This window comes from Microbispora sp. GKU 823 (assembly GCF_002027145.1).
Lineage (GTDB): Bacteria > Actinomycetota > Actinomycetes > Streptosporangiales > Streptosporangiaceae > Microbispora > Microbispora siamensis.
The window spans coordinates 17,918-29,360 of the sequence record NZ_MWJN01000112.1 but is presented as its reverse complement, the minus strand read 5'-3'; the positions used below and the strand labels follow the sequence as shown (position 1 = coordinate 29,360).

Here is an 11,443-nt window from a genome sequence, read left to right as displayed (position 1 = left end):
ACCACGACCTGATCGTGATCGAGGACCTCAACGTGCGCGGCATGGTCCGTAACCGGTCCCTCGCGCGGGCGATCTCGAACTGCGGGTGGGGCGAGTTCCGTCGCCAACTGGAGTACAAAACCCGGCGCTGCGGGCGGCGCCTGGTCGTGATCGACCGCTGGTACCCCTCGTCCAAGATCTGCTCGGCGTGCGGGCACCTGCTCGCCACCCTCAGCCTTTCCACCCGGCACTGGACGTGCCCGGGTTGCGGCACCCGGCACGACCGGGACGTCAACGCCGCCAAGAACATCCTGGCCGCTGGTCGAGCGGTGTCTGCCTGTGGAGCTGACGTGAGTCCGCAAGGGTCCTCCCTTCGGCGGTCGGCGGTGAAGCAGGAAGCCCAGCCCGTGAGGGCGGGAATCCCGGTCCATTAGGGCCGGGAGGAAGTCAACTGCCATGCTTGGACACATGAGCGAGCGAAAGCCCATCGAGTCGTGGCTGTCCGACATGGACGGGGTGCTGGTCCACGAGGGGCAGCCGGTGCCGGGTGCCGACGAGTTCATCAGGCGGCTGAAGGAGTCGGGGAAGCGGTTTCTCGTCCTGACGAACAACTCGATCTACACCCCCCGCGACCTGTCCGTACGGTTGCGCGCGGCCGGGCTGGAGGTGCCGCCCGAGGCGATCTGGACCTCCGCGCTGGCCACCGCCAAGTTCCTCGCCGACCAGCGGCCCGAGGGCTCGGCGTACGTGATCGGCGAGGCGGGGCTGACCACGGCCCTGCACGAGGTCGGCTACGTGCTGACCGACCTCGACCCCGACTACGTGGTGCTGGGCGAGACCCGCACCTACAGCTTCACGTCGATAACGCGGGCGATCCGGCTGATCGACAACGGCGCCCGCTTCATCGCGACCAACCCCGACCCGATCGGCCCCTCGACCGAGGGCTCGCTGCCGGCCTGCGGCGCGGTCGCCGCGATGATCACCAAGGCGACCGGCGTGGAGCCGTACTTCGTCGGCAAGCCGAACCCGATGATGATGCGCAGCGCGCTCAACCGGATCGACGCGCACAGCGAGACCACCGCGATGATCGGCGACCGCATGGACACCGACGTCGTCTGCGGCATCGAGGCCGGCCTGCACACGATCCTGGTGCTCACCGGTGTCACGCAGAAGGACCAGATCGACCGGTATCCGTTCCGGCCCACCCAGGTGGTCAACTCCGTGGCCGACCTCATCGACCTGGTCTGAACCTGACGTGGCCTGTCAGGTACGGGTGCCATGCTGACCGGCATGAACCATCGCGTCTACCTGGAAATCGGCCCCAAGAAGGTCTTCGCCTGCTCGATCGACTGGCCCGGCTGGTGCCGCATCGGCAGGACGGAGGAGGCCGCGCTCGACACTCTGGTGGACTACACCCCGCGCTTCCGGGTGATCGCCGAGCGCGCGGGGCTGCAGTTCGCGCCGGGGGACCCGGCGATCGTCGGGCGCGTGCAGGGCGACAGAACGACGGACTTCGGCGCGATCTCCGCCATTCCGGACTTCGACCGGGAGCCGGTGGGCGCGCCGGAGGCCGCCCGTGCCGTCGCCCTCGCCCGGGCGGCCTGGGCGGTGTTCGCCGAGGTGGCCGCGGCGTCCCCCGAGGAGCTGCGCAAGGGCCCCAGGGGCGGCGGCAGGGACAGGGACAAGATGGTCGCCCACGTCGTGGAGGCCGAGCGCGCGTACGCCAGGAAGATCGGGGTGCGGCACAAGCCCTTCAAGGACGAGGCCGGCCTGACCGCCATGCGCGAGGACATCGCGCGGGTGCTCGAGCGGCCCGCGGAGGCCTTTCCCGCCGACGGCGCCGGCTGGCCCGTCCGATACGCCGCCCGCCGCATCATCTGGCACGTCATCGACCACATCTGGGAGATGGAAGACCGCAGGCTCTAGTGCCGTGACCGACAAGATTTGCCCGGACGGAGCGGTGTCCAGAGTGGTGCATCGCAAGGCGGAGGAGGAGCTCGTAGCGGAGCTATGGGCGACGACGACAACGAAGCGAGGTGCCGCTCTGGGCGACGCGACGGGGCAAAGATTGGCGGGAGGGGCACTAGGACAGCGCGTCTAGGAGAGTGCGTCGGCGGCGCGTAACGCGAGGGCGACGACGGCGGCGTCCTCGGGGACGCGCACGTCCCGGCCGGTGAGCTCGCGGAAGCGCGCGAAGCGGTGCTGCACGGTGTTGCGGTGGCAGTAGAGGGCCGTGGCCGTGTCGGCGACCGAGCCTGAGCCGGCCAGATGGGTCCGCACGGTCTCCAGCAGCCGCTCGCCCTCCGCCTCGCCCAGGGCGGACAGCGGGCCGAGCACCTGGTGCGCGAGCTCGGCCGCGAGTTCCCGGCTGCCGGCGACGAAGACGTCCAGCCAGGCGTCCTCCAGCCGCCGCGGCCCCGCACCGGCCCGCGACGCCCCCGCGGCGGCCGAGGCCAGCCGTACGGCACGGGGCGCCTGCGACAGGCCGGCGACGACGGGGGAGACGCCGCAGCGCACCCCCGCGAGCGCGGCGAGGACCGGGCGCGGCGGATCGGCGGTCCGGGCCGGCGGCTGCACGATCAGCACGTCGCCGGTCGGCGACTCGTGCCGGTAACAGTGCACCCCCGCCGGCGGCCATCCCCGCCGCCGCCGCGCGCAGCGCCGCCCCGTCCGTGGGGTGGGCGACCACGGCGAGGAGCGGCTGCGCCGGGTCGAACCCGAGGACCCGGCCGGCGTCGCGCACCACGTCGGGGTTGCGGCCCTGGTTGTCCATGAGCCGGGTGAACCAGGCCCTGCGCTGGTCCTCCCGCTGCCGCCCCATCTCCAGCACCGCCCGCTGGTAGCCCGTCATCAGCCCGGTCACGTGCTGCTCCACCGCCTCCCAGACCAGGTGGGCCCCGGTGATCAGGCCGGGCAGCGCCTCCGGCGTCGCCCGCGCGTTCATGGCGTGCCAGAGCACCCGGGCGTCGAGCCGTGCGGCGGCCAGCAGCGACTCCAGCGGCACCCCCTGGCCGGCCCTGCGCTCCCCGACGCGCTCGGACAGCCCGGCCATGCCGGGGGCGACCGATCCCGTGGCGATGTGCCGCAGCAGCATGTCCAGCCCGGTCAGCGCCGTTCCCCGCAGCTCGTCCCGGGAGACCGGCGGGTCGGGTGACCCGTACGGATCGATGAGCTCGACCTGGGCCAGCCACTCGTCGACGATGTCGTCGATGTCGTCGAGGCAGCGCAGCGCGAGCTCGGTCACCGGGGCCGGTGGGGGAATGTTCATCTGCACAATCTAGCCGCCGATTTTCGCGACGGAATGCCGTTGGGCAAGCCCCTGGCCTGCGCCTACGGTTGACTCGCCCGCAAGGACGGGCCATTGAGCGGAGACGAAAGCGAGGGCGGACTGTGCACCTGACGCCTCGCGAGCAGGAGCGGCTCACCCTCTTCACGGTCGCGGAACTGGCGCGGCGGCGCCGGGCCCGGGGCCGGCGGCTCAACGCCCCCGAGGCCATCGCCCTGCTCTGCGACGAGATCCTCGAACGCGCCTGGGACGGCGCGTCCCTGGAGGAGGTCGTGGCGGCGGCGCGGTCGCTGCTCACCGCGGACGACGTGATGGAGGGCGTGCCCGACCTGGTGCCGCAGGTGCAGGTCGAGGCGCTGTTCCCCAACGGCACGGCCCTGGTCTGCGTCGACACCCCCTTCGGCGTGGGAGACGGGCGCGGCCCCGGCGCGGTGGAGGTCGCCGACGGCGAGCTGTGCCTCAACGCGGGGCGCGACCGGGGGCGGATCACCGTGCGCAACGAGGGCGGGCAGACGGTCTACGTCTCCTCGCACTTCCCGCTCGACCAGGTCAACCCCGCCCTGTCCTTCGACCGGGCGCAGGCGGAGGGCATGCGCCTGGACATCCCGGCGGGCACCGCGCTCGCCTTCCCCCCGGGAGCAGAGCGGATCGTGGAGGTGGTGAAGGCGTGACGACCGTCCCGAGGGAGACCTACGCGAGGATCTACGGCCCGACCACGGGCGACCGCGTACGGCTCGGCGACACCTGCCTGTGGATCGAGGTCGAGCACGACGACACGCCGTACGGCGACGAGCTGCTCGGCGGATGCGGCAAGACGCTGCGGGACGGGCTGCTGGCCTCCCCGCGCGCCGACCGGGAGTCGGCGCTCGACCTGGTCGTCACCAACGTCGTGCTGCTCGACCCGGTGCTCGGGGTGCGCAAGACGGCCATCGGCGTCAAGGACGGCCGGGTCGTCAGCGTCGGCGCTGTGAACACCGGCGACGGGGACTTCGCGATCGACTCCCACACGGCGATCGTCACCGGCGAGGGCCTCATCGCGACACCGGGCGTCATCGACTCGCACGTGCACCTGTCCTCGCCCGAGATCGCGCCGGCGGCGCTCGCCTCCGGCGTGACGACCGTCGTGGGCATGGGCCTCGGTGGCGTCTGGGACGTGGGCTGCAACCCCGCGCACAACCTGCACACGCTGATGAGCGCCTGGCGGGGCACCCCCATGAACGTCGCCTTCCTCGCCCGCGGCTCCTCCAGCTCGCCCAGGCTGCTGGAGGAGGCCGTGCTCGCCGGCGCCGGGGTTTCAAGATCCATGAGGACTTCGGCGCGACCCCCCGGATCGTGGACACCTGCCTCGGGGTCGCCGAGCAGGCGGACCTGCCGGTCGCGCTGCACACCGACTCGATGAACGAGTCGGGCTACCTGACCGACACGGTCGCCGCCACCCGGGGCCGCACGGTCCACGCCTACCACGTGGAGGGCGGCGGCGGCCATCCCGACCTGCTCCAGATCCTCTCCGAGCCGAACATCCTGCCGTCGTCCACGACGCCGACCATTCCCTACACCACCAACACGGTCGGCGAGCTGTTCCCGATGACGATGACCGTCCACCGGCAGAACCACCACATCGACAGCGACGTCGAGGTGACCCGCAGCCGGATCAGGGCGCACGCCATCGCGGCCGAGAACGCGCTGCACGACCTCGGCGCCATCAGCATCGTCAACTCCGACTCGATGGGCATGGGACGGGTCGCCGAGACGATCCGCAGGACCTGGCAGCTCGCCCACCTGCAGGCGCTGCGCGTGGGGGCCGCACAGCCCGACAACGCACGGGTGCTGCGCTACCTGGCCAAGCTCACACTGAACCCCGCCCTGGCCCACGGAATGGCGCACGAGGTCGGCACCCTCCAGCCGGGGCGGCTGGCCGACATCGTGCTGTGGAACCCGGCGTGGTTCGGCACCAAGCCCGAGCTCGTCATCAAGGCCGGCTTCGTCGCCTGGGGCGTCTCCGGCAGCGGCTCGGGCTCGACCCGGCTGACCCAGCCCAGGGTCTACCGCCCGTACTTCGGCGGGCTCGGCGACGCGCCGGCCCGCCTGTCGCGGATCTTCGTCGCCCACGAGGCGCTGGACTCCGCGGACGCCCGTGAGGCGCTGCCCGCGGGCCTGCGTTACGCGGCCATCCGCCGCGCGCGCGGCCTGACCAGGGCCGACATGTGCCGCAACACGGCGACCCCGCGGGTCGAGGTGTCCCGCGAGCCCGGCCCCGTCCTGGTGGACGGACCGAGGTCCACGTGGACCCGGCCACCGAGGTGCCCCTGTCCCGACTGCATCACTTCGCCTAGTCCCCCTGGTGACACGCAATTGAGTACGAGCAAGGCCCGCGGCGCGGGCATCGCCTCCTTCGTCGGCACCTCCATCGAGTGGTACGACTTCTACATCTACGGCACGGCCTCGGCGCTGGTGTTCGGCAAGCTGTTCTTCCCCGAGGCCAGCCCCACGGCGGGCGTCATGGCGTCCTTCGCCACGTTCTGGGTCGGGTTCCTGGCCCGCCCGCTCGGCGGCGTGGTCTTCGGCCACCTCGGCGACCGCATCGGACGCAAGGGCACGCTCATCACCACGCTGCTCCTCATGGGCGGCGCGACGACCCTGGTGGGCGTGCTGCCCACGTACGCGTCCGTCGGCATGGCCGCGCCCGCGCTGCTGGCCGCGCTCCGCCTGGTGCAGGGCATCGCGGTGGGCGGTGAGTGGGGCGGCGCCGTGCTGATCGCCGCCGAGCACGCCGGGCCCAAGCGCATCTTCTACGCGGCGTTCGCCCAGCAGGGCTCACCTGCGGGGTCGATCCTCGCCACCGGCATGTTCGCGCTGGTCAGCCTGCTGCCCGACGACGCGTTCCGGTCGTACGGCTGGCGCATCCCGTTCCTCGCCTCCGCCGTCCTGCTCGTGATCGGCCTCGTCATCCGGCTGCGGGTCGAGGAGTCGCCGGAGTTCGTGCGGATGCGCGAGCAGCGGGAGGTCGCCAAGCTCCCGGTCGCCGAGGTTCTCCGCACGGCGTGGCCGCTGGTGCTGCTCGGCATCGGGGCGAGCGGCGTCGGCATCGCCTCGGCCTACTTCACCAACACCTTCATCCTGTCGTGGGCCACCACCGACCTCGGCATCGCGAAGGGCACGATGCTGAACGTGCTGCTCGTCGTGTCGGTCGTGCAGTTCGTCACGCAGCCCGTGGGGGCCGTGCTCGGCCAGCGCTGGGGCGCCGCGAAGTTCATGCTGGCGGCGTTCACCGTGCTGATCGTCATGACGCCGGTGACGTTCCTGCTGGTCGGCACCGGTTCCGCGCCGCTGGCCACGCTGGGCCTCGCCCTGAGCATCGTGTTCGGCGGCTCGTCGTACGCGGCGCTGGCGGGCTTCCTCGCCGAGGCGTTCCCGGCCAGGGTGCGCTACACCGGCATCTCGCTGTCCTACCAGCTGTGCGGCGCGCTGATCGGCGGCACCACCCCGCTCATCGCGCAGGCGCTGCTGACCTGGTCGGGATCGATCTGGCTCGTCGTGGCGCAGTACATCGTGATCATCCTGCTGACGATGGCGTGCGTCGCCGGCCTGCGTCACCGCGCCGCGGTCGCGGCGAAGGCCGGGCCCGTCACCACGGCCGTCTGAGGCAACCTCGAAGGGAAGCGAAGCACCATGCGTCTGGACGTCCTGTTCGTCAACGGCCGGTTCACCACCCTGGACCCCGACCGGCCCGCCGCGACCCGGCTCGGCGTGTTCGCCGGGCGGATCGCCGGGCTGGACGAGGACCTGGACGGGCTCACCGCCGAGGTCGTCGTCGACCTCGGCGGGGCGCCGGTGGTGCCGGGGTTCAACGACGCCCACCACCACCTGAGCATGCGGGGCCAGCGGCTGCGCGAGCTGGACCTGCGCGACGGCCAGGTGCGGACGCTCGACGAGCTGTACGCGAAGGTCGCCGAGCGCGCCGCGGGCCTGCCGCCGGACGCGTGGGTCAAGGGAGCGGGCTACGACCAGAACAAGCTGGGCGGGCTGCATCCGAGCCGCGAGGCGCTCGACCGGGCGGCCGGCGGCCGGCCCGTCTGGCTCCAGCACGTCTCCGGCCACATGGGCGTCGCGAACACGGCGGCGTTCGCCCGCATGGGCTTCGAACGCGTCGAGGACGTGCCGGACGTCGCCGGCGGCACGGTCGGGCGGGACGCTGACGGCCGGCCCGACGGGCTGCTCGCGGAGCAGGCCCAGGGCCTGGCGGACGCCGTGCTGCGCCCGGTGCCGTTCGAGGACTTCGTCGAGGGAATCGCGCTGGCCGGCCGGGTGGCGGCGAGCGAGGGCCTGACCAGCTTCACCGAGCCGGGCATCGGGCGCGGGCTGGCCGGCAACGGCGCCTGGGACCTCGCGGCCTTCCAGGAGGCGGTACGGCGGGGCGTCCTGCCGCAGCGGGCCACGCTGATGCCCGGCTCGCCCAACCTGCACGACATCGGCGACGGCTGGTTCGGGCTCGACCTCGGGTTCCGCACCGGCATCGGCGACGACCGGCTGCGGATCGGGCCGGTGAAGCTGTTCTCCGACGGCTCGCTCATCGGCCGCACCGCCGCCATGTGCTGCGACTACGAGGGGGAGCCGGGCAACCGGGGACTGCTGCAGGAGGACGCCGAAGCGCTGCGCGCCTTCATCCTGCGGGCGCACGCCGCGGGCTGGCAGATCGCCACCCACGCCATCGGCGACCACGCGATCGACGTGGTCCTCGACGCCTACGAGGAGGCGCAGGCGCGCGATCCCCGGCCCGACGCCCGCCACCGCATCGAGCACTGCGCGGTGACCAGCGACGCCCAGGTGGCGAGGATCGCCAGGCTCGGCGTCATCCCGGTGCCCCAGGGCCGGTTCGTCTCCGAGCTTGGCGACGGCATGCTCGCCGCCCTCGGCCCCGAGCGCTCGCTCGGCTGCTACCGGCAGAGGTCGTTCCTGGAGGCCGGCATCGTGATCCCGGGCAGCTCCGACTGCCCCGTGGCCGACGGCGCCCCGCTGCTCGGCATCCATGACCTGGTCAACCGCCGTACGGCGAGCGGCGTGCCGTTCACCCCCGCCGAGTCCCTCACCGTGGAGCAGGCGCTGCGCGCGTACACGATCGGCTCGGCGTACGCCGTGGGGGAGGAGCGGCACAAGGGCACGCTGTCACGCGGCAAGCTGGCCGACTTCGTCGTCCTGGGCGACGACCTGTTCACGGTGGCCCCCGAGCGGATCAAGGACGTCGCCGTGCTCGCCACGGTCGTCGGCGGCGCCTTCGTCTTCGACGAGGCCGGCCTGTCCGCCTAGGGACAGGGACCGCTCAGATCGCGGCGCGTCCGCCGTCGACGCTCAGCGTCGCGCCGTGGATGTTCGACGCGTCGTCGCCGGCGAGGAACACGACCGCCCGGGCGACCTCGTCAGGCGTGCTCGCCCGCCGGGACGGCAGCCGGGAGATCATCGGTGCCAGGTACTCCTCCATCGCGGCGACCTTCTCAGTGAACGTCGGGCCCGGCGCCACCGTGTTGACCCGCACGCCGTGGGGTCCGTACTCGTCGGCCCACGACTTGGTCAGCGAGTGGATCGCCGCCTTCGTCATGCTGTAGAGGGCCGACCCGTCCGTACCGAACAGGCCGTTGATCGAGCCCATGTTGACGATCGCGCCGCGGCCGCGGGCGGCCATGGCCGGGGCGACGAGGCCGGTGAGCAGGAAGGCGGCCCTGACGTTGACCGCCAGCGCCCCGTCGAGGAGGTCCTCGGCCACCTCGGCGGTCGGGCTCGGCGTGATCAGCATGGCGGCGTTGTTGACCAGGATGTCGAGCGCTCCGCCAGCCAGGTCGTGGGCCGCCGCGGCCAGGTCGCGTACGGCCTGGGCGTGCGCGAGGTCGGCGCGGACGAAGGCGGCCCGTCCTCCGGCCTCGGCGATGGCGGCGACCACCTTCTCTCCCCGGGCCGTGTCGCGGCCGTGGACCACGACCATGGCTCCCTCCGCGGCGAGCGCGCGGGCGACGGCGGCTCCGATGCCGTCGGTGGCGCCGGTGACGAGGGCGGTGCGGTTCCGCAGGCGTTCCATCATGTGAATCTCCTTGTGAGACGCGGTGCGGCGTTCATGCTGCCTGCGGCAAAATGGACCGGCAAGTCCAAAAGAAGGAGGGTGCGGTGGGGGCGCTGACCACGAAGGGGGCCGCCACGCGGCAGCGGATCGTCGAGGGCGCGGCCGAGACGATTCGCGAGCGCGGGGTGATGGACACCACGCTCGACGACGTGCGCGCCCGGACGCGCACCAGCAAGAGTCAGCTGTTCCACTACTTCCCGGGCGGCAAGGAGGAGCTGCTGCTGGCCGTGGCCCGCTTCGAGGCCGACCGGGTGCTCGCCGACCAGCAGCCCTACCTCGGCGAGCTCACCTCGTGGGCGGCCTGGTGGGCCTGGCGTGACCGCATTGTGGAGCGCTACCGCGAGCAGGGGCGGCAGTGCCCGCTCAACGTGGTGATGTCGCAGGTCGGCCACAGCACCCCGGGCGCCCAGGCGGTGGTGACCGAGCTGACGCTCCGGTGGGAGGCGGAGATCGCCACCGGCGTGCGGCACATGCAGGCCGCGGGCGAGATCGACCCGGGAATCGATCCCGGGCGGGCGGCGGCCGCGCTGCTCGCGGGGATCCAGGGCGGCGTGCTGCTCCACCTGTCCACCGGCCGGCTCACCTATCTGGAGGCGGCGCTCGACATGGGCATCGGGCACCTGCGGGACAGCGCGGCGCGGCTCAGTCGTCCGTACGGCGCAGGCGCTTGAGGTCGGAGCGGTGTTTCTTGGCCGCCAGGCGGCGCTCGACCGCGCCCTTGGACGGCTTGGTGGGACGGCGCCGCCTGGGCGGCGGCGCGATCGCGTCGCGGAGGAGGGCCGCGAGCCGCTCCCGCGCCGCCTCCCGGTTGCGCAGCTGCGAGCGGTATTCCGAGGCCGCCAGCGTGATCACGCCGTCGACCAGGCGGGCGGCGAGCCGTTCGAGCGCGCGGGCCTTGAGCGCCGGGCCGAGGGCGGTCGTACGCGCGAGGTCGAAGCTCAGCTCCACCCGGCTGTCGGTGGTGTTGACGCCCTGGCCGCCCGGGCCGGACGAGCGGGAGAAGCGCCAGGCGAGCTCCGCCTCGGGCACGACGACCGAGCCGCGCACGTGCAACGGGCCTGACATCGGTTCTCTCCCTTTGGCATATGGACGGGACGACCAACCTATCCCGGTGAATATCACCGCCGCTCTTCATTTATCACCGTAAACACCGCTTGCGGTTGTCGCGGTCCAACCCGTCAGGCACAGTGACCCCCGTATTCCAGGCGACAGGGATGGGCGGGAGCATGACCTCGATCGTGGGCGTCCACGGCATCGGCAAGTACCACTACTACGAGGAGGCCGGCGGGTCGGCGGGCGGCGCCGCCGAGACCATGCGGGCCAAGTGGAACGCCTACCTGCACCAGGGGCTCACCGGCCGGACGGACGGCGCGGGCGACTACTTCGCCGAGATCGCCTACTACGCCCACCACCTGCACACCGGGCCGCAGAAGCCGCCGCGGCAGATGGAGGCGCCGGCCAAGCTGGTCCTCGCCGACTGGGCGGTCCAGCTCGGCGGTCCGTTCCGCGACGTGGCGGGGGAGTCGCTCACCGGTCTCGCGCACCGGCTTGCCGAGTGGCTGCTGACGAGGATGGGCCCGCAGGCGGTGCGGTTCGCCCAGGACTTCTGCCCGGAGGTGGCCGCCTACCTGGGCGGCGGCGACCCGCGCGTGCGGGCCCGTGAGGCGGTGGCCGACGTCGTCCGCAGGCGCCGTCCCCGGGTGGTGGTCGCCCACTCCCTCGGCAGCGTCGTGACGTACGAGGCCCTGTGGGCGCATCCCGATCTCTCGGTCGAACTGCTCGTGACGCTGGGCAGCCCGCTCGGCATGCGCGACGTCGTCTTCGAGCGGCTCGCGCCGGTCCCGGTCCGGGGCCGCGGGGCGCGCCCGCCGGGAGTGCGCCGCTGGATCAACATCGCCGACAAGGACGACATCGCCGCGATCCCGGCCGTGCTGGCGTCGTGCTTCGACGGCGTCGATCGGGACGTCTCGTGCGACATCGACTGGCTGGACTTCCACACCGTGCGCAACTACCTGCGCTGCGGGAGCGCCAACGAGTACCTCAAGCCCTACGTGACCTGAGTTCCGAAC

Annotated in this window: 12 protein-coding genes and 1 pseudogene; 10 read left to right on the top strand and 3 right to left on the bottom strand. The window is 72.5% G+C overall.

Features of this window, described 5'->3' with window-relative positions; genetic code table 11:
- The 3 genes from B1L11_RS37375 to B1L11_RS37365 all read left to right on the top strand — a co-directional run.
- Nucleotides 1–413: RNA-guided endonuclease TnpB family protein (locus B1L11_RS37375; protein ID WP_143737827.1), on the top strand; the 413-nt coding region annotated here is incomplete at its 5' end.
- Nucleotides 414–447: 34 nt separating this feature from the next.
- A complete protein-coding gene (locus B1L11_RS37370) occupies nucleotides 448–1,227 on the top strand; it encodes an HAD-IIA family hydrolase (protein WP_079319985.1) in 780 nt (259 codons plus the stop codon).
- 42 nt (nucleotides 1,228–1,269) lie between these two features.
- Nucleotides 1,270–1,905 (top strand): hypothetical protein, encoded by a 636-nt coding sequence (locus B1L11_RS37365; RefSeq protein ID WP_143737826.1) that lies wholly within the window; start codon nucleotides 1,270–1,272, stop codon nucleotides 1,903–1,905.
- A gap of 171 nt (nucleotides 1,906–2,076) precedes the next feature.
- Here B1L11_RS37365 and B1L11_RS52900 read toward each other — a convergent pair whose 3' ends face one another.
- On the bottom strand, nucleotides 2,077–2,601 hold the full coding sequence (locus B1L11_RS52900) for a CdaR family transcriptional regulator (protein ID WP_256863223.1): 525 nt from the start codon (nucleotides 2,599–2,601) through the stop codon (nucleotides 2,077–2,079).
- Between the two features lie 278 nt (nucleotides 2,602–2,879).
- Here B1L11_RS52900 and B1L11_RS52895 point away from each other — a divergent pair, with 278 nt between their 5' ends.
- The 5 genes and pseudogenes from B1L11_RS52895 to B1L11_RS37340 all read left to right on the top strand — a co-directional run bounded on the left by B1L11_RS52895 (nucleotide 2,880) and on the right by B1L11_RS37340 (nucleotide 8,569).
- Nucleotides 2,880–3,260: a hypothetical protein gene (locus B1L11_RS52895; RefSeq protein WP_256863222.1), complete on the top strand. Its 381-nt coding sequence runs from the start codon at nucleotides 2,880–2,882 to the stop codon at nucleotides 3,258–3,260.
- 109 nt (nucleotides 3,261–3,369) lie between these two features.
- Complete coding sequence (locus tag B1L11_RS37355; RefSeq protein ID WP_079319983.1) at nucleotides 3,370–3,936, top strand: urease subunit gamma; 567 nt, start codon at nucleotides 3,370–3,372, stop codon at nucleotides 3,934–3,936.
- Nucleotides 3,933–5,485: pseudogene (locus B1L11_RS46075) on the top strand (urease subunit alpha); the annotation flags it as partial. The gene B1L11_RS37355 and the pseudogene B1L11_RS46075, both read left to right, overlap by 4 nt.
- Nucleotides 5,468–6,907 (top strand): MFS transporter, encoded by a 1,440-nt coding sequence (locus B1L11_RS37345; protein WP_079319988.1) that lies wholly within the window; start codon nucleotides 5,468–5,470, stop codon nucleotides 6,905–6,907. The pseudogene B1L11_RS46075 and the gene B1L11_RS37345, both read left to right, overlap by 18 nt.
- Before the next feature lie 27 nt (nucleotides 6,908–6,934).
- Nucleotides 6,935–8,569, top strand: a complete 1,635-nt coding sequence (locus B1L11_RS37340; protein ID WP_079319982.1) for an amidohydrolase — start codon at nucleotides 6,935–6,937, stop codon at nucleotides 8,567–8,569.
- A 13-nt stretch (nucleotides 8,570–8,582) separates the two neighbouring features.
- On the opposite strand, the gene B1L11_RS37335 is transcribed toward B1L11_RS37340, so the two are convergent.
- Nucleotides 8,583–9,335, bottom strand: a complete 753-nt coding sequence (locus B1L11_RS37335) for an SDR family NAD(P)-dependent oxidoreductase (RefSeq protein ID WP_079319981.1) — start codon at nucleotides 9,333–9,335, stop codon at nucleotides 8,583–8,585.
- A gap of 83 nt (nucleotides 9,336–9,418) precedes the next feature.
- On the opposite strand from B1L11_RS37335, the gene B1L11_RS37330 reads away from it, so the two are divergent.
- Nucleotides 9,419–10,045 (top strand): TetR/AcrR family transcriptional regulator, encoded by a 627-nt coding sequence (locus B1L11_RS37330; RefSeq protein WP_218671544.1) that lies wholly within the window; start codon nucleotides 9,419–9,421, stop codon nucleotides 10,043–10,045.
- On the opposite strand, the gene arfB is transcribed toward B1L11_RS37330, so the two are convergent.
- Nucleotides 10,017–10,439, bottom strand: a complete 423-nt coding sequence (arfB, locus tag B1L11_RS37325; protein ID WP_079319979.1) for an alternative ribosome rescue aminoacyl-tRNA hydrolase ArfB — start codon at nucleotides 10,437–10,439, stop codon at nucleotides 10,017–10,019. The two genes, B1L11_RS37330 and arfB, sit on opposite strands and share 29 nt — an antisense overlap.
- A 161-nt stretch (nucleotides 10,440–10,600) precedes the next feature.
- Between arfB and B1L11_RS37320 the strand changes: the two genes are divergently transcribed.
- On the top strand, nucleotides 10,601–11,434 hold the full coding sequence (locus tag B1L11_RS37320; RefSeq protein WP_079319978.1) for a hypothetical protein: 834 nt from the start codon (nucleotides 10,601–10,603) through the stop codon (nucleotides 11,432–11,434).
- Nucleotides 11,435–11,443 lie beyond the last annotated feature (9 nt).

Coding starts and splice junctions, on each gene's coding strand:
- B1L11_RS37335 (WP_079319981.1), bottom strand. CDS start 9,335: ATGATGGAACGCCTGCGGAACCGCACCGCCCTCGTCACCGGCGCCACC.
- B1L11_RS37345 (WP_079319988.1), top strand. CDS start 5,468: ATGTGCCGCAACACGGCGACCCCGCGGGTCGAGGTGTCCCGCGAGCCC.
- arfB (WP_079319979.1), bottom strand. CDS start 10,439: ATGTCAGGCCCGTTGCACGTGCGCGGCTCGGTCGTCGTGCCCGAGGCG.
- B1L11_RS37365 (WP_143737826.1), top strand. CDS start 1,270: ATGAACCATCGCGTCTACCTGGAAATCGGCCCCAAGAAGGTCTTCGCC.
- B1L11_RS37370 (WP_079319985.1), top strand. CDS start 448: ATGAGCGAGCGAAAGCCCATCGAGTCGTGGCTGTCCGACATGGACGGG.
- B1L11_RS37340 (WP_079319982.1), top strand. CDS start 6,935: ATGCGTCTGGACGTCCTGTTCGTCAACGGCCGGTTCACCACCCTGGAC.
- B1L11_RS37320 (WP_079319978.1), top strand. CDS start 10,601: ATGACCTCGATCGTGGGCGTCCACGGCATCGGCAAGTACCACTACTAC.